We start from the raw sequence: 17,080 nt of genomic DNA on the forward strand, positions 1-17,080 counted from the left end.
TTACAACGCGGGTAGAAAAGAGAGTGGCTTCATCAATGAGCTGAGCTTGTTCTTGACCTGGCCCGCGTGTTAATATGCATGAACTGAACCGCAGTAAAGGGAGAATAGTGAGGAGACGCTCCTATGCATCGTGAATCTGAATACAGATATCAGGACTTCGAGCAGGGCAAGGTACCGGGTGTGGAGACGGGCATTGAAGTCCGTAAAACCATCTGTTCTATCTGCAATCCCCTCTCCCACTGCGGCGTTGACGCCTACGTGAAGAACGGAATGGTGGTCAAGGTTGAAGGAACGAAGGAGAATCCCCACAGCGAAGGGACGCTCTGCTCCAAGGGCAATGCCAACAGGCAGTACATCTACCACAAGGACAGAATTCGCACTCCGCTCATCAGGAAAGGCGACCGGGAATCAGGCCATTTTGTTCCTATCTCATGGAAGGAAGCGCTCGATTTCGCGGCGAGCCGATTCCTTAAGATAAAGGAAGAATCCGGCCCTGAAGCGGTTGTCTTTTATGCAGGCTTTCCCAAGTGGATGAGGCCTTTTCTGAAGCGCCTGGCGCATAGCTTCGGCTCACCAAACTACTGCACGGAGTCAAGCACCTGTTTCAGGGCCAGCTTCATGGCGTGTGCACTCACGTATGGAGCCATGGGGCCGGCTGATTTCAAGCGCGCAAACTGCCTTCTTGTGTGGAGCACCAACCCCTTTTATACGAACACTACTCTCGCGAGGAACATTATCAAAGCTCGAGAGAGGGGGCTCAAGATCATAGACGTGGGGCCTCTGATCACGCCAATGACGGCTCACGCAGACATACACCTGCGCATAAGGCCGGGCACATCCGGTGCGCTGGCGCTCAGCATGGCCAATGTGATCATCACAGAAGGCCTGTATGATAACGAGTTCGTGCAAAACTACACGCTTGGATTCGAGGAATACCGGGCATATGTCGCCGGTTTTTCCCCTGGTGTGGCAGAGGAGATTACCGGTGTCAGTGCTGAAAAAATAGTTCAGGCCGCACGACTTTACGCTACCACAAAACCGGCTGCCATGATGAATAGCGCGAGCCCTACGACACATCATACGAACGGACTGCAGAACCATCGCGCCATAGTGATGCTTGTCGGCCTTACGGGTAATTACGACGTTGCCGGAGGTAATCCGGTTGTGCCTCCTGCTTACCTTTACCAGCAGAGTCCGGGGCTTGTCACACGTGAGCCTGAGTTTGAGGAACCTCGCTCCTGGAATGAGATGGCGCCGCGCATAGGACAGGATGTGCATCCCGCCTGGTGCAGGGTTGTTCCCGAAGCACAAGCCATGTATCTCCCGTTTCAGATCGAGAGTGGTAAACCGTACCCTGTACGGGGAATGCTCGGCTTCGGTCTGAATTACCGAATGTGGCCGGGTCAGGATTTCATGGCCGCGAGCCTCAAGAAACTCGACTTCCTGGTGACGACGGATATATTCATGACTGATACCACAAGGCTCTCCGACCTGGTACTTCCGGCATGCACTTCTTTTGAAAGGAGTGAACTGAAGTTCTATCCTGAGCAGCATGTCATATGGACGCAGCCTGTGATCCGGCCTTTGTGGGAGTCCCGCTCCGACGCTGAGATCATCTTTGATCTGGCGAATCGTATGGTGCCGCATGACGATCTTATGCAGAAGGGGTACGAAGCCTGTATCGATTGGATGCTTGAGCCTACCAGGCTGACACTTAAAGAGTTGAAGAAATATCCTGCTGGATATACTGTCAAGAGCGCGAAGGCGCCTCCCTTTCAAAAATATAAGAAGAATGGCTTTGCCACTCCCTCGGGAAAGATGGAGTTTGCTTCAACTATCCTGAGGGAGACAGGATACGATGCTCTGCCGGTTTACAAAGAGCCGAAGCTGAGCCCGCGGTCAACCCCGGAGACAGCAAAGGATTTTCCCCTTATCCTTACAACGGGCTCGCGGCTTCCCATGTTCGTCCACTCTCGGACCTTTCGTCTTGAGTGGACGCGAAGTCTGCGTCCTGACCCTATGGTAGACATAAATCCACAGGATGCACGAACGAGAGGTATCGCTCAAGAGGATTGGGTCAGTCTCTCGACATCGCGAAACGCAATCAGGGTGAAGGCTAACCTCACAGAGATAGTGCCTCCCGGTGTGGTGAACATGTACCATGACTATCCCGAAGCGAGCGTGAATCAGCTCATAGAGGCTGATTACCGTGATCCAGTATCTGGTTTTCCGGGATTTAAATCACTATTGTGTGAAGTGAAAAAACTCACGGAAGGTAACGCATGAAAACGCCACAGCTCGGATTTTCCTTCGATCTTTCCCGCTGCAGCGGGTGCATGGCATGCATGTCGGCTTGCTTTGACCAGAACGACATGCCGGGTGACGGTTCCACTTTCAGGCACGTAAGCAGGATAGAGACGGGCACCTATCCAGCGGTCAGTATCAGATATGTCTCCCTGGCATGCATGCATTGCAGCGATGCGCCGTGCGTCACGGTCTGCCCGAACGAGGCAATTTCAAAAACAGCCGAAAATGGGATTGTGGTAGTAGATAGAGACCGCTGCATAGGCTGTCATGCGTGTGCTACCGCATGTCCGTTTGGCGCACCCCAGTTTCCTGAAGGCAGCTTCATGCGAAAGTGCGACTTCTGCGTTGCCAGGGTTACCCAGGGTCTCGAGCCTGCCTGCGTGCGTACCTGTCCCACCAAGGCGTTGGGCTTCGGGCCGATCGAAAAGCTGACCGAGGAAAAAGCGAAGGCGGCTTCTGTCAAGATCGTGTTGTCTTTTAATCCTAACCTCACTGCACCGGGGTAAGACTCGCAAGTACCGGAGGACGGCGTTGAGACCACCACCGCACGCTCGTCGTCCGGAGTAGTGATGGCATTCGACCGCCACCGATACGCTATACGCAATGAACACCCCGAATTCAGGAGGCATCTATGCTTTTCAGTTTTGATGGAAGAGTTCCGAGCACCGGTGACGACACGTACGTGAGCGAGACCGCGCAAGTTATCGGGGACGTGCGGATAGGCAACAGCTGTTACGTTGGCCACGGGGCAATTCTCCGCGGCGACTACGGCACCATCCTCGTCGGCGATGAATCTGTGATAGAGGAGGGCGTGGTTGTTCACGCACCACCCGGTGAGAGATGTGCCATAGGCAACAGGGTCGTTGTGGGCCATGGGGCAATTGTCCACGCGCGGTCAATTGGTGATTCAGTCACAATCGGCATGGGTGCTATCCTGAGCATCAGGTCAGAGGTAGGCAGCCGATCCATCGTGGCCGAAGGCGCCGTGGTAAAGCAGGAACAACAGGTAGCTGCCTCTGTTGTCGTGGCGGGCAATCCCTCAAAGAAGGTGCGGGATAGCACCAAAGACGATATGGATCGCCAGAACTACAGCGTGGAGCTCTATGCGGGTCTGGCAAAAAAGTACCTGAGTATAGGCATGCATAGAACTTGAGCCGTAGCGACTGTCCACAAAAACCTGCAAACGCTGGGAGCGGAGCAGGACGGAAACCTCCAGACCGGTACGTATGTGATTACAGATACTTTCGACGTGTGTGGTTACGGTCGCCCCTTCCGTGATGTAGGAAATACCCTTCATGTACGTTCATCACAAAATCGCGATGTGAAAAAAAATCCTCTGATTTCGGTCAGATAGTGGAGTGGGAGCAATGGCCCGAGCCTTGCTGTGATTTTCGGTGCGATAGCAGAGGGGAGAGGCGCATCAAGGTCGAGGAGAGTTTGCGTCCTCATGCGATCTGACGTCAGAGGAACGACTGCTGCACGCGTTAAGGAATAGGGTGTGGCCACGCCTGAAACGAGTATTTCTGGAGGGGTATATGCTCAGTGAAAACGTTGAAACAACGCTCAGCCAGAGAGAGAGGGAAGTGGTTCTACTGGCAGTGGATGGTTTAACTACGGAGGAAATGGCTCAAAGTCTTGAGGTGAGCCCTTCCACCATAAAGGCACATCTTCTGAACATCTACCGGAAATTGGGTATCAAGAAACGCGTACAGCTTATCAGATTTGCCGACACGTTCTTCAGGTCCTAGCGCCTTCCACGCTAAAGATCGCACTATGCACCCGCCGCGCCCGGCGGTCACTTCACTGCTACAAGCTCGACCTCGAATATGAGCGTCGCGTTCGGGCCAACGGGACCGGCCCCCTGCTCACCATACGCGAGTTCTGGCGGGACAAAGAGCTGCCACTTTGAGCCTTCTTTCATCAACTGCAAGGCCTCAGTCCAGCCAGGTATAATCGCGTTGACCCGGAGCGTCATCGGCTCGTTCCTTCGGTAGGAGCTGTCGAACTCTGCACCATTGATGAATGTTCCCTTGAACTGGGTAACCACTGTATCAGTAGCCTTCGGTGCCCTGCCTGCACCCTCCTTGAGCACTTTGTACTGGAGGCCGCTGGGCAGGGTTTTGACGCCTTCCTTCTCCTTGTTCTTAGCCAGGAAGGCAACCCCCTCCTCTCTATTCTTTTCACCAAGTTTCTTTCTCTCTTCAGCAAGTCTCGCGGCCTTCTCCTTCTGATACGCCGCGACGAAGTCCTTTGCTTCCTTATCCCCTATTAAAAGCTCATTGCCGAGAAGCAGATCCTGCAGGCCCTTGGCGACAAACGCAGGATCAAGCTCGATAGACTCCCTTTTCATATCGTTACCGAGCTGAACGCCGATGATGTAGCTGATTTTCTCCTTGGGTGTTTTCGGGATCATCTCGTCTGCAGCGTACACGCTGGACGCAAAGAAAAGCAGAGCGACTGCGACTGTAGCTAATCTCACTTTCATGGTTACTCCTTTTGCTGCTATTGAGATGCTGGCCACATTCTACGCCCGGGATGCTGACAATGCAAGGCGTTGTGCGAATAAGGAAAGGAGCAAAAAGGCACAGCCTCTGGCGGCGGAAGGGGTCATTTAAACGAGTGGGACGGCCGATAAAGCTACGGAATGGCCGCAAGCACAGGCGCGGAGAAAAGTGGCAATCCCCGGGTTAAATGCATAAATTACTTGCGGGGTTACACACTATACAAGAATGGGCGAAATGAAAATACTTGTCGTGGATGATGATCCCGACCTGCTCCTGCTTACGACTCAACTCTTGAGAAAAGCGGGTTACGAAGTCGGGCAGGCCTCAACGGGCAAAGAATGTCTCGAAATCCTGCTAAGGGATCACCCTGACTTGGTCCTTTTGGATGTGATGCTCCCAGATATGACAGGAATCGAGCTGTGCAGGCACATCAAATCGGACGAACGTCTGAGGAGTACGTTCGTCATTCTGCTATCCGGAGTCCAGACCTCATCCGAGTATCAGGCGGACGGGCTCAACGTCGGGGCAGACGGCTACCTCGTGAAGCCTGTTTCCAACAAAGAACTCCTGGCACGTGTGCAGGCTATGCTCCGTATCAAGCGGGCAGAGGATGCGCTGCATGCGTCGGAGCTTCGTTACCGGAGACTTTTTGAGACAACCCAGGACGGTATCCTGATCCTGAATAGCGACACGGGAGTAGTAGAGGACGTGAACCCGTCCCTGCTCTCCATGCTGGGCTACACGCGCGAGGAACTCCTGGGTAAGAACTGCTGGAAGACCGGTCTCTTCGGAAGCAGCGACGAAGGCGAAACGGCTTTCAGAGAGCTTCAGCAACAAGGAACGCTCCGTCACCAGGACGTGACGCTTGTTACCAAGCAGGGACAGGAAATAACGGTACAGTGTGTGAGCAATCTCCACGATGTGGAAGAGAGAAAACTTGTCCAGTGCAATGTTCGCGACGTGACCGAACGGAAACGACTCGAAGAGAAGCTCCAGAGGATGTCGTTGCTGGATGACCTCACCGGCCTGTACAACCGACGGGGTTTCTTTGTGCTTTCCGAGCAACAGCTTAGAATAGCCGAGAGGGCAAGGCAGGAGCTCCTTCTTTTCTTTGCCGACTTGGATAACCTGAAAGAGATCAATGACGCATGGGGTCATCAGGAGGGTGACCAGGCGCTGATTGAAATTGCGGGGGTGCTGAAGGAAACGTTCAGAAAATCAGACATTATCGGACGCTTGGGAGGGGACGAGTTTGCTGTCCTCGCAGTAGATACTGCCGATGGAAAGGGAAGCGCGCTCATTGGTCGCCTCGAGAACGCTCTTGATGCGTGCGGTAGGCGCAGCAGGAGAAGGTATCCTCTGTCGCTGAGCGCGGGAGTCGCGCGCTATGACCCGGGAAACCCGTCTTCTCTCGATGCACTCATTGCCCAGGCAGACGCCTTGATGTACGAGAAGAAACGGACCAGGCAGGGTTAGATTCCCGGGGAGCATAAGGTATTTGACAGGAGACCGGGGAACATTGTACTGTTGTTGCAGTAGCGGAGGCGTTGAGTATCCTGGAAAGTGCTGCCTGATTGGTCCTCCGCAGAAGGCATGAGCAAATCACAGCGTCTTTACGGGCCTACCGAGCATACAATCCGCGAGTCGCGTGATACGGATACTTCCGTATACCCGCAATCTCAGCGACATTCTGGAGACGTCGCAGCCGATGAGGATAGAGAAGTTTACGCAGAGCAGGTCAGGCAACTTTATAGCAATTCAATGCCGGGTCTGCTCGCGTCAGCAATTAATGCTCTCCTTATTGTTGTCATCCAAAGAAGTGTCACACCGCATTCTAATCTGATAGTGTGGATCGCGTTGCTGGCGGTGATAAGCCTTTTGCGGTATCGCGATATTCGTGCATATTGGCGAGAGCCACCGGAAGCAGCACAGGCCGCCCGCTGGGGTAAGAGGTTTGCCATCGGGCTGGCATTATCGGGTGTCGCATGGGGTTCCGCGGCTATCTTCCTCTTTCCGGTCGAATCCCTTGCGCATGAAACTTTTCTCGCCTTTGTGGTCGGGGGCATGGTGGCTGGTGCCGCCGCGGCATTCTCCAGCATAATGACTGCTTTTCTCGCCTACAGCGTACCCGCCCTGACTCCGATCATCGTTCATTTTGCGCTGCTCGGGGACGAGCTTCGTCTGGCCATGGGCGGTATGACCCTTCTCTTTGGGATCATGATGTTCGTTGTCGCTCAGCGGGTTCACACGGTCAGGATCGCCTCGGTGAGGCTGCGGTTCCAGAACCGTGGTCTCGTGTGTGATCTCACGGAACAGAGTCTTGCCAAGGAGGCGCTCAAGAAAGCCCGTGACGAACTGGAGGGCCGGGTCAGGGAACGGACTGCTGAGCTCAACAACGCTTATGAAGTTCTCCAGGTTGAAGTAGAGGAGCGCAGGAAGGTCGAGAAGGAACTGCGCCTCCTTACGACGGCAATCGAGCAGGCCGTCGAAGGGGTTTTTGTGAATGCCCCTGACGGCACCATTGTGTACGCGAACAAGGCCTTCTGCAGGATGCTCGGCTACCGTGAAGAAGAGCTGATCGGGCAGCGCATCTGGAAGACGCGTGCCGACGACTCTGGCCAGAGCTCAACGCTGATCTGGGCGACAATCAATGCCGGGAATGTATGGACGGGACGCATCACGAGAAGAAGAAAAGACGGCGGGCTTATCGAAACGGAAACGTCCGTCGGGCCGATCAAGGACGATACAGGGAAGGTTATTAACCAGGTCGGCGTTTGCAGGGACATTACCGGACAGCTGCGCTTGGAAGACCAGCTCCGCCAGGCGCAGAAGATGGAAGCGCTTGGTACCCTCGCAGGAGGCATCGCCCACGACTTCAACAACATACTCGCCGCCATGCTCGGGTTCACCGAGATGGTTATCGAGGACGTTTCGGACAGACCGGACGTACAACATAAAATGGAGCGGGTGTTGAAAGCGGGACTCAGAGGCAGGGACCTGGTCAAACAGATACTCGCCTTCAGCCGCAACGCCGAGGGGGAACTGAAAGAATTGAGCCTCACCTCCCTCATTAGAGAGACGCACGCGTTACTCCGGGCGTCTCTGCCGAGCATCATCGAGATGCGCCTTGCCGTTGACACAAAGGACGACTGCGTCCTTGGTGAACCCACGCAGCTCCAGCAGGTGATCATGAATCTTGTTACCAACGCGGCCTACGCTATGCGGGAGAATGGGGGGCTTCTCACCACACGGCTCTCTTCGACTACCTTTCCCGAGCGCAATGTTTCTCTTGATCCCGATATGAAGCCGGGTACGTATGTGAAATTAACGGTGAGCGATACCGGAACCGGCATGACAGACGAGGTACGCGAAAGAATCTTCGAGCCCTTCTTCACGACCAAGGAGCCCGGGCAAGGCACCGGCATGGGCCTTGCGGTGGCCTATGGTATAGTCAAGAGCCACGGAGGCACTATCACGGCGCAAAGCCAACCAGGACAGGGATCGACCTTCGAGGTGTTCTTACCTCAAGCGCAGAAACCAAGGACCACGAAAGAGGCAGCAACGACTGACGCGCCACTCAGGGGCACAGAGCGGATACTCTTTGTCGACGATGAGGAACTACTCGTGGAGATGGTGTCGCAAGTGCTTGGTGACCTCGGGTACCACGTGACCACTGCGCGTAACGGTTCGGAAGCCTGGGACCTGTTCCGCGAAGACCCGTCGGAATTCGATCTCGTCATTACCGATCAAACCATGCCTGATATGAGTGGCATGAGTCTCGCCCAGAAGATGCTCAAGGTGCGAAAGGAACTGCCTGTCATTCTCTGTACAGGGCACAGCGAAACCGTATCACCCGAGACAGCGCATGAAGTAGGTATCTCTGCCTTTGCGATGAAGCCTGTCCTGAAGCGGGAACTGGCGGAGACTGTGCGGAGAGTGCTGGATGGGGCAATGGTCAGAATTTGACCTTGGCGTTTCGCTTGCTGTCCTTTCTGTCCGGATGATGTCTGCCTATATCCTTTTAATAAAGGCAGCACGTGCTGTATTATGTGTCCATGCGGGAATCAAGGCGGAACCGGAGACTTCAAGAAGCACTTTGGATAAGGGTCGCAAGAGCGATGCGTTCCGTTGTCCTGCATGGTACGCTGTCAAATCCCTTCGTGGCGAAGGCTTCTCGTTCGCCTGACAGCCTCCCAATTCCGCCCTGGTTAGATACTAAGCATCAAAGGCTCCAAGCGCAAGCGTCCAAGGGGTGTCCCGTGCAGGAGAAAGGTTCACTGGTACCCACCCGCACGAAGGAGTTGAGGGGGTTGCAGAACTGTGGCGAGGAGAAGATGTGCGTAATGTTTTAAACTGGAGCGGCGAAAAGTCAGACGCTTGAATGCTCTTATGAACTGATCATTGCTGTCGCCTGCCCGGCGTACACAACAACCCACCTGAGGAAAAAGCCGCCCGCAAGCACAGCGAGGGTTGCCGCTCCGGTCAACCAGCCTTTGTGTGCGTGGTGCCGTGTGGTCTTGGAAAAATGAGGAGCCGTTTCGTAAAGCCCGATGGCAAGAGGAAAGAGAGTACCTGCCACAATCACCAAGCCCCAGAAGAGCAACGTGTATGCTCCTCCCATTATAGGCTGCGCTGCTTCTCCCGAGCTCGTCGCAGGGGTATAGAATCCGAAGATGAAAAGAGCAATAGTGATGATCGAAAGAATCACCAGGACCATATCGACTGTAAGCATCATGAGGGTATTCGTCAGGATCCCTTGAGAGCGTGGGCCTCCGGACCTGCTCACATATAGATTGGCCAAAGAGATGGAAGCACTGCCAGTCTTCAACGCTGAAATGAGAAAGAGCATGGGCAGCATGGGGTTATTCCAGAAGGGTCTTGCAGAAACAACGCTCAAGAGAACGCCGGTGTATATGCCGACCAGCAGAGCGACAGGTATGCCCAATACTCCAATCCAGCCCCTGAAGCGGTTGAGGCTTTGCCGTCCGAGTGCTCTATGTGGCGCAAGCAACCGTACGAGGCCCAGTGCACGCAGGCGCGCGGGCAGCAGACGAGTCAATTGCAGGATGTCGAAGCGCTCCGGCAGCCACAGATAGAAGTAGACAAAGCTGAGTCCGGAGAATATGAGCAAGAGCCATGCACCGTAGGACATGACGGACGTGGTCCGCAGCGTCACCACCAGTTTCCAGAAGAGCCAAGGCCTCTCGAGATCCCAGATGAGGCAGATGAGGCCAACGATCAATGGGAATGGCGCAATATAGGCGCCTGTACGGATGATATCCAGGTACTTGTCCCGGTCGATCAGATATGCCAGTGCAGAGACAGTGAACGCGCCGGCGCTCACGCCTGCAAGAAAAAGATATACGACCACAGTCCAGTTCCAGAATAGAAATGTGTTTGCTTCCATGGTGTGCTCCTTGCCAGCTTGGCTTAGCCTGGCGTACCGCGTCAGCCCGATCCGCCTCCGGCGGATCCTGTCTCTAACTTCACCCGCCGCCTGTTTTCGGTTTGAAGTTGGGGTCTGCTTTACCGAAGGATGCGTCGCGGAAGAGCGCAGGCGTATTCTTTGCATACGCAAGATCGACCGGTTCGTTGAGCTTTTCGGAACCAGCCGCCATTCTCCATAACCGCTCCTCATTACCGAGTCTTGGCGCATCCTCTCTTCTGCCACAGCCGCCGATCATGGAAAGGCAGCCTGTTGCGATTGCACCAACAGCAAACAGAAAGAAGTTTCTTCTATCCATGCGCTTCACCGTTCCTGACTTTTTGTTCATGCTGCATGAAAAGGTGGATGAGTTGAATGCTGTTGCGATAAAAATCGTGCGGACCGGCTTTCTCCAGTTCGGTTTTAAGGTCGGGGATCCAATCGAGGTGGTCCTGGATGAACTGTAAGAGCTGGCCTTGTGATCCGCTCCTGTACAGAAGCCCGAGGAATTCAAGCTCCAGCACGAGGTGGTCGGGCTGGCTCCGGAACTCATCCGGAATTGCAATGGCCGCGTCCTCGTAGAGCTTGAACATATGGAGTGCAGGATCGCCCATGAGAAGACCCCTGGATGTCGCAAAAGCCATTGCACACGTTTGGTCTGCTGTCCATGGTTTGTAGGTCGATTCCACCAGAGAAATCCTCTCCCCTTCGTGCTGGTCGAAAAGGCGCAGGTACTCTCTTTTCAGGCGCAAGAGAAACTCCGGCTCATCCGTGCCCTTAAGGAAAGGTGTAAGGATCTGCCTGTCGGCATGTAATGCCCGGACCAAAGCATCGAGCTGAGCACGAAGCTCCCCCTGTTTCAGGTCGCTCACCAGCGCACCGTCAGGAGGCGAGAGCAGAGCAGCCGCTAAAAGACAAAATTGTTCCTTCTGTTTCCCGGTCATCACTCTCAAGCCTTCCTGTAAAATACTGCTGGCCCCGTGCGTAACTCGCCTTTCAATACTCTCAGGTTGCGGCGATTTTTAGCGATGAATTGCGCAATGTCGCTTGCGGGGTCATCCAGGTCACCAAAGATTCGCACGCCGGTCATACATGTGGTCACACAGGCAGGCGTGCCGCCCGACTCCACCAGCTCGATACAGAAGCGGCACTTGTCTACCGAGCCATTTTTTGTAATGATTCGCGCGTTATAAGGGCAGGCCGCAATACAGTACTTACAGCCGATGCAATCCTTTTCTTTGACGATAACAACGCCATCACTCCTCTTCCGGGAGGCGCCCGTCGGACAGACTGAAACACAGGGCGGTTTGTCGCAGTGCTGGCACTGCGCGGGAAGGAACCCGCGGCTGAAATTGGGAAAGGTACCTGATTCTTTTTCCACGAGAAAGTTGAAGGCGTCGTTCTCGTGGAGATTGTTTTGATTCTGGCAGGCAACGCGACATGCGTGACAGCCCACGCACTTTGTCTCATCGATAACCATGCCGTATCTTGCCATAGAGCCTCTTAGACCTTCCTGACGCTCACGATCACCTCGGATGCCATGGCATGTCCAACAGAGGGATCAAACAACGTGGGAAGGAAGTCGTTATAGGAAAGGCCGTGATCATACGCCGTTGTCAGGCGTTTTGAGAAAATCCCATAACCGCTGGGGAGCCACACGCAGGAAGGGTGCAGGCCCTCGGTTACTTTCACGCGTATTCTGCCCTCCCCGATAAACGATTTAAGTTCAACGAGATCGCCGTTCTTGATTCCCAGCCTCTCGGCCCGCGCTCGATTCATCCAGAGGCGGATCAGGTCGTAGCGGTGACTGACTTGCATAAGGTAGGGCTGATTGGCAGTCATTGCATGCGTATGTATTGCCTGTTTGCCGTGCAGCAGACGGAACGAATGCGCGTCTTTCTCGTCCGGGGACACAAGCGGGGCTTCCCAGCGCGGGATGGCCGGGTAACCGAGGTTTTCAAGCGTCGATGACGCGATCTCTACTTTTCCCGAAGGCGTTTCCAGTTTCTCGAACCCTTCTGTCCAGGGTAGGCCGACCTCCAGCAATCCCTTCGCTTTCAGGTCCTTCAAGTCCGCCCCGAAAGGCTTGAGGCGCAGTTCGTTCGCCTCATCGAGGCTGAAATTGAAATACTTGCCTACGCCCAGGTGCTTTGCCAAATCAACGATGATCTGGAAGCCGGAACGTGTATCAAAGAGAGGATCCACGACTTTCTGCTGTATGGTGACCTGCGCCCGCTTGCCCGAATGCTTGTTGTCTACCGCCTCATCCGCTTCGAGGTAGAAAGAAGCCGGGAGCACGTAGTGGGCGATGGAGGCTGTTTCAGAAAGCACCGGGTCGATCGCAACCAGAAGCTCCAGCTTCTTGTATCCTGCTATGACACGTTTCGGGTTGGGGTTGGTTCTGAGCGGGTTATGGTGGTACACAAAACCGCATTTCAACACGCCGCGAAGTGCCAGTTCGGGTATCGCGTGTGATATGCCGTCTCCGTAGGAGCCCAGAGGGTACCGACCGGGTATGCCGGTTCCATCGGCTTTGCCGACTGAAGGGCCGGGAGGCACCGGATGAGCCGGCTGCAGTTCGCCGAACTCTGCCGACTCGGAGAAATAGATGCCCCCTTTGCGGTTTATGTTACCGAGAAGGGCGTTGGCAATGGCAATGGCGCGGGCGGTCTGAAAGCTGTTCAGATACTGTGCGCCAAAAGCGCCGTGGTAGCCGCGGTGGATGAGCGCCTGCGGTTTCTCGCGCGCAATTTCACGCGTCAGGCGTATTATTGTCTGTGCCGGGATGTCGCATATCTTCTCCGCCCATTGCGGCGGGTAGTTGATGATTTCGTCCTCCAGCTGCTGAAAACCGACAGTGCTGTTAGCTACAAAATTCCTGTCGTAGAGTTTCTCCTCGACCATCACGTTGATCATGGCGAGCAGGAGAGCCAGGTCTGTGCCGGGTTTTACAGGCACCCATTCATCTGCGAGGATTGCTGTTTCGCTGTGGCGCGGATCAATGACGACCAGCTTCGCGCCCTTCTCCTTTGCCTTCACGATACCTTTGACCTCGCCTAAATCGATGCCGCCGGCGGGATTTCTTCCCACGATCATGATAAAGCGGGAGTTGGCGAGGTCGTTGGAGGGAAGCTTTCCCACGGTGAAATTCCATCCGGCGTTGCGGGCGGTGTAGCAGGTCGATCCGTGCGTGAAATAGTGGGGACTGCTCATGGAGTGCATGAGCCGGAGAGCGTACGCCTGGTTGGGTTGCGGGTAGTTGACCCAGAAGATTGACTCGGGACCGTTATCGAGCAGAATGAGGTTAACCTTTTGTGCGATCTCTTTGTATGCCTGCTCCCACGTAACCGGCTCGAATTTCCCGTTCACTCTTTTCAACGGAGAACGGATCCTGTTCGGATTGTACAAGTCATGCAGATAGCCATGCCCCTTGGGACAAACAGCTCCCTGGTTGCCGTTCGCGTCCGGGTTGCCTTCCACTTTCCAGATGCGTTTGTTCTTGACCGAAACGAAGAGGGCGCAGCGGTTGCCGCAACCATTGCAGATAGTAGGAACGCGCGTCACCGGGGCGGAAGCCGTGGTTTTACTCCACGCTTTCAACCCGAACGTCCCCGCGGACAGGGCAGCGGCAGTCAAAGCCGAACCCTTGAGAAACGTGCGACGTGATGTCTTGAAAAGGTTATCGTTCACGTGATCACAGTATCGCATGGTCGAAGGGAATAAGGGCAGCCGGAATGTCCGTATGCCCTCACGATCCTCCGCTTATCCGGATCCTTAACGCTCTACAGGATACCCGGCTTTGACCCAGTCAGCATACTGCACGTCGACCAGGACCGCATTCTTATACCCGAGGTCGTTTAAGGTTCTTGTGGCCAGGGTCGAACGGCCTGTAGTCTTGCAGTAGACGTAAATTTTTGCATTCTGATCGGGGATCTGGTTGAAGACGACGAATTCCAGGGTTCCGCGGGAAATATTCATCGCGCCGGGAAGGTGGCCGGCCGAGAATTCCCCGGGATCACGGACATCCAGAAAAATGACCTTCTCTTTCGCATCGAGTACTTTTTTCGCATCTTCCGCCGAGACCTTCTTTATCGAGGCCTTAGCTGAATCCAGCTGTGCCTTAACCTTCGGATTCATCGGCGCGGCAGCAGGTGCATCGGCTGCCATCACCACGTGAACCGTTGAAAACAAAAGCGCCAGCCCTACCATCACAACAAACAGTCTTCTGTACATGGTGCAATTCCTCCTTTAAGCTAGATTGATAAAATCCGCACAAATCAGTAATAGCAAAGTGTATACCCCATTCTGCTGATGCTGACCGGCACCTGGATTTCCCATATATATCAATGGGTAAACAGCGATTCGCTGGGTTGGGAAGATACTTGACACTCTGTTAAAATTAACGTATGTTAACTAACATATGTTCAGCTACAAACGGTGATCGGGAATGGGAGGGTGCAGTGAGAGACAACCTGCAGGAGTACTGGAAGACGGTTATCGATACTATGATGGACGGTGTCGTGGTGGTGGATCGCGAAGGATCTATACTCTCTGTAAACAATGCACTTGAGCGGATCATGGGATATACGGCAGCAGAGCTGGTGGGACGGCAGTGCGAAATCCTTGACTGTGACACCTGTTTTTGTCTCGACGAGGATGGCCGGCGAACAAAGAAATGCGAGCTCTTCAGAGCAGGTGCAGTAGTGAGGCGTCGCTGTCGGCTGCGGAGAAAAGATGGCCGCCCGCTGGACCTTGTGAAGAACGCTGCTGTGCTCAGGGATCGTCACGGAGAGGTAGTGGGTGGAGTTGAAACGCTCACGGACATCACAGATCTGCTGGCAAAGGAGCAGACTATCAAGGAACTCAAGTCACTTCTTTCGCCCAGCGACGGATTCGAGGGGATTATCGGGAGAAGCGCAAAGATACTTGGCGTCTACGAGCTCATCCGCAACGCTGCCGCATCTGATGCTCCCATAATCATTTACGGCGAAAGCGGAACCGGAAAGGAACTTGTCGCGAATGCCATCCATAGACAGGGCAGGAGGAAGAGGGGTCCTTTTGTTAAGGTGAGCTGCGCGGCTTTGAACGAGTCGCTGCTGGAAAGTGAGCTTTTCGGCCATATCAGAGGTGCCTTCACAGGCGCGGAGAGAGACAGGCAGGGGCGCTTCGAAGCCGCGCATAAGGGAGACCTCTTCCTGGACGAGATAGGTGACGTACCGCTTTCAACGCAGATAAAACTGCTCCGGGTGTTGCAGGAAAAAGAAGTGGAACGGGTAGGGGACCATAGGCCCATTCGTATTGATACACGCATTGTGGCTGCGACGCACCGGGACCTAGTCGAACTGTGTCGCGAGGGACGCTTCAGAGAAGATCTCTACTACAGGCTGAATGTGATACCGATCAGTTTACCTGCCCTCAGGGAAAGGGCCGAAGACATCCCGTTGCTGGTTGACCATTTCGTAAAGGCTATCCGCATGAGAACCGAAAAGCAGATTCGTGGAGTGACGGAAGCGACCCTGGAAAGACTTATGGCTTACCAGTGGCCGGGTAACGTGAGGGAGCTTATAAACGTACTCGAGTACGCCTTCGTGGTCTGTGAGGGAGATCTCATTTCTCTTAACCATTTGCCACCGCTTTTTGCCCACGCGCACCGGGCGGGCTCACTGAAGAAAGGCGATGTCACAAAAATCGATCAACGCGGGCAGCTCATTAGAATCCTGGAAGATGCGGGAGGCAACAGGCAGAGAGCTGCAGAGGCTTTGGGCGTAAGCCGTGTTACGCTCTGGAAGTTGCTGAAGAAGCACGACATAAAAGTAGAGACGCACTTCAAGACATTGTCGTGAGCTTCTCCAACGGGAGTGCTTCAGATGAAACGTCTCTGGTGGCAAAAGATTCTCCAGGTTAGTGGATGAGGGCGATCAGTAGATTGACCGGATTCTTCCCGACCTCTTGTCCACAATAGCCGTATCGATCAACGTGCCGCTGCGGTCGAGTATCTCCACCTGAAAATAGAATGTGTGCTCTTCGATCTTGCCAGCCTGGACTTCCCGGCCGAGATTTGTAAAATACGTTTCGATCACGACCTTGGCTTCGTCAGGCGTTCTGACTGGTTTTCGCGCCCCATAGGGTCCCCACTGCATGCCCGGGCAGAACTGACCATAGGGCATGCCGCGATAACCCCCGGGCCCGCCCGGTTGAGCCGCTGTCTTGGCGGGAGACACAAGCGTTGCGACAGACAGGATAAAGAGTGCGACTACTACTATCCGCATTAAAGGCTCCTCTGCGGGTATCGGGCCCCGGTCAGGCCGGGACCCGACGAAGAGTTGTTTACCAACCAGAGCAACCGCCGCAACCGCCACCCCAGCCAGCGCCGTGGCCGCCACGGAATCCACCACGACCCGGACCTGGTCCGTTACCTGCACCCGGGCCAAAGCCACGACCGTAGCCTGCACCGCAACCGCCACCGGCCATCATCCATCCGCGGCCAAAGGCGGGCAACCCCTGCTTCTGCGCCGCGGTTTGGATCTTTGTCCGCAGGTCGATCATCTCGTGCTGGATCTTGGCAATCTTAGCCAGGTCGGGAGTCGGCTGCGCATATTCATTCCGGAGCTCCAGCCTTTTGGCTGCCATTTCATCGCGCAGCGGGAGCGTCTCCTTCTGGAACTGCCTCAGTGCATTCACGTCCACCGGCTGATTCACACCCTGGCCGGATGCCTGCGGTGCAGCATGTGCTGCCATGCCCAAGAGAAGTGCAACCGCTACTGCCATAACCACTACCGATACCTTCTTCATTTCCTTACCTCCTCTTACTTGGATTTTCCAGAAGTATAAAGGAGGAATGTGA

At 54.7% G+C, this 17,080-nt stretch carries 16 protein-coding genes; 7 read left to right on the forward strand and 9 right to left on the reverse strand.

Going from position 1 to position 17,080, the window contains the following annotated elements; all coding sequences use genetic code 11:
* Nucleotides 1-123: 123 nt before the first annotated feature.
* From VMT71_11155 to VMT71_11170, 4 genes are all read left to right on the forward strand, one after another.
* A complete protein-coding gene (locus tag VMT71_11155) occupies nt 124-2,286 on the forward strand; it encodes a molybdopterin-dependent oxidoreductase (GenBank protein HVN24520.1) in 2,163 nt (720 codons plus the stop codon).
* Nucleotides 2,283-2,813 carry a 4Fe-4S dicluster domain-containing protein gene (locus VMT71_11160; protein HVN24521.1) on the forward strand — a complete coding sequence of 177 codons (531 nt, stop codon included), beginning with the start codon at nt 2,283-2,285 and terminating at the stop codon, nt 2,811-2,813. Before VMT71_11155 ends, VMT71_11160 begins: the two co-directional genes overlap by 4 nt.
* Before the next feature lie 125 nt (nt 2,814-2,938).
* Nucleotides 2,939-3,460, forward strand: coding sequence for a gamma carbonic anhydrase family protein (locus VMT71_11165; GenBank protein HVN24522.1), 522 nt, complete (start codon nt 2,939-2,941; stop codon nt 3,458-3,460).
* A 382-nt stretch (nt 3,461-3,842) separates the two neighbouring features.
* Nucleotides 3,843-4,055, forward strand: coding sequence for a helix-turn-helix transcriptional regulator (locus VMT71_11170; protein ID HVN24523.1), 213 nt, complete (start codon nt 3,843-3,845; stop codon nt 4,053-4,055).
* Nucleotides 4,056-4,102: 47 nt separating this feature from the next.
* On the opposite strand, the gene VMT71_11175 is transcribed toward VMT71_11170, so the two are convergent.
* On the reverse strand, nt 4,103-4,792 hold the full coding sequence (locus VMT71_11175; GenBank protein HVN24524.1) for an FKBP-type peptidyl-prolyl cis-trans isomerase: 690 nt from the start codon (nt 4,790-4,792) through the stop codon (nt 4,103-4,105).
* A 253-nt stretch (nt 4,793-5,045) separates the two neighbouring features.
* Here VMT71_11175 and VMT71_11180 point away from each other — a divergent pair, with 253 nt between their 5' ends.
* Together VMT71_11180 and VMT71_11185 are read left to right on the forward strand one after the other, a co-directional pair.
* Complete coding sequence (locus VMT71_11180; GenBank protein ID HVN24525.1) at nt 5,046-6,287, forward strand: diguanylate cyclase; 1,242 nt, start codon at nt 5,046-5,048, stop codon at nt 6,285-6,287.
* Nucleotides 6,288-6,404: 117 nt separating this feature from the next.
* Nucleotides 6,405-8,777 carry an ATP-binding protein gene (locus VMT71_11185; GenBank protein HVN24526.1) on the forward strand — a complete coding sequence of 791 codons (2,373 nt, stop codon included), beginning with the start codon at nt 6,405-6,407 and terminating at the stop codon, nt 8,775-8,777.
* Nucleotides 8,778-9,198: 421 nt separating this feature from the next.
* Here the strand turns inward: VMT71_11185 and nrfD are convergent, their stop codons facing one another.
* The 6 genes from nrfD to VMT71_11215 all read right to left on the reverse strand — a co-directional run bounded on the left by nrfD (nt 9,199) and on the right by VMT71_11215 (nt 14,469).
* Nucleotides 9,199-10,218 carry an NrfD/PsrC family molybdoenzyme membrane anchor subunit gene (gene nrfD / locus VMT71_11190; protein HVN24527.1) on the reverse strand — a complete coding sequence of 340 codons (1,020 nt, stop codon included), beginning with the start codon at nt 10,216-10,218 and terminating at the stop codon, nt 9,199-9,201.
* A 79-nt stretch (nt 10,219-10,297) separates the two neighbouring features.
* Complete coding sequence (locus tag VMT71_11195) at nt 10,298-10,555, reverse strand: hypothetical protein (GenBank protein HVN24528.1); 258 nt, start codon at nt 10,553-10,555, stop codon at nt 10,298-10,300.
* Nucleotides 10,548-11,180: a molecular chaperone TorD family protein gene (locus tag VMT71_11200; protein ID HVN24529.1), complete on the reverse strand. Its 633-nt coding sequence runs from the start codon at nt 11,178-11,180 to the stop codon at nt 10,548-10,550. The genes VMT71_11195 and VMT71_11200 overlap by 8 nt, the downstream gene beginning before the upstream one ends.
* 5 nt (nt 11,181-11,185) lie before the next feature.
* Nucleotides 11,186-11,731, reverse strand: coding sequence for a 4Fe-4S dicluster domain-containing protein (locus VMT71_11205; GenBank protein ID HVN24530.1), 546 nt, complete (start codon nt 11,729-11,731; stop codon nt 11,186-11,188).
* 8 nt (nt 11,732-11,739) lie between these two features.
* Entirely contained in the window at nt 11,740-13,926 is a 2,187-nt protein-coding gene (locus VMT71_11210; GenBank protein HVN24531.1) for a molybdopterin-dependent oxidoreductase, read from the reverse strand.
* Between the two features lie 84 nt (nt 13,927-14,010).
* A complete protein-coding gene (locus VMT71_11215; protein ID HVN24532.1) occupies nt 14,011-14,469 on the reverse strand; it encodes a rhodanese-like domain-containing protein in 459 nt (152 codons plus the stop codon).
* 227 nt (nt 14,470-14,696) lie between these two features.
* On the opposite strand from VMT71_11215, the gene VMT71_11220 reads away from it, so the two are divergent.
* Complete coding sequence (locus VMT71_11220; GenBank protein ID HVN24533.1) at nt 14,697-16,079, forward strand: sigma 54-interacting transcriptional regulator; 1,383 nt, start codon at nt 14,697-14,699, stop codon at nt 16,077-16,079.
* Nucleotides 16,080-16,154: 75 nt separating this feature from the next.
* Here the strand turns inward: VMT71_11220 and VMT71_11225 are convergent, their stop codons facing one another.
* Both VMT71_11225 and VMT71_11230 read right to left on the reverse strand, forming a co-directional pair.
* Nucleotides 16,155-16,505, reverse strand: coding sequence for a hypothetical protein (locus VMT71_11225; GenBank protein HVN24534.1), 351 nt, complete (start codon nt 16,503-16,505; stop codon nt 16,155-16,157).
* A 58-nt stretch (nt 16,506-16,563) separates the two neighbouring features.
* Entirely contained in the window at nt 16,564-17,028 is a 465-nt protein-coding gene (locus VMT71_11230; protein ID HVN24535.1) for a hypothetical protein, read from the reverse strand.
* Nucleotides 17,029-17,080: the final 52 nt, after the last annotated feature.

This window comes from Syntrophorhabdales bacterium, from assembly GCA_035541455.1.
GTDB lineage: Bacteria > Desulfobacterota > Syntrophorhabdia > Syntrophorhabdales > WCHB1-27 > JADGQN01.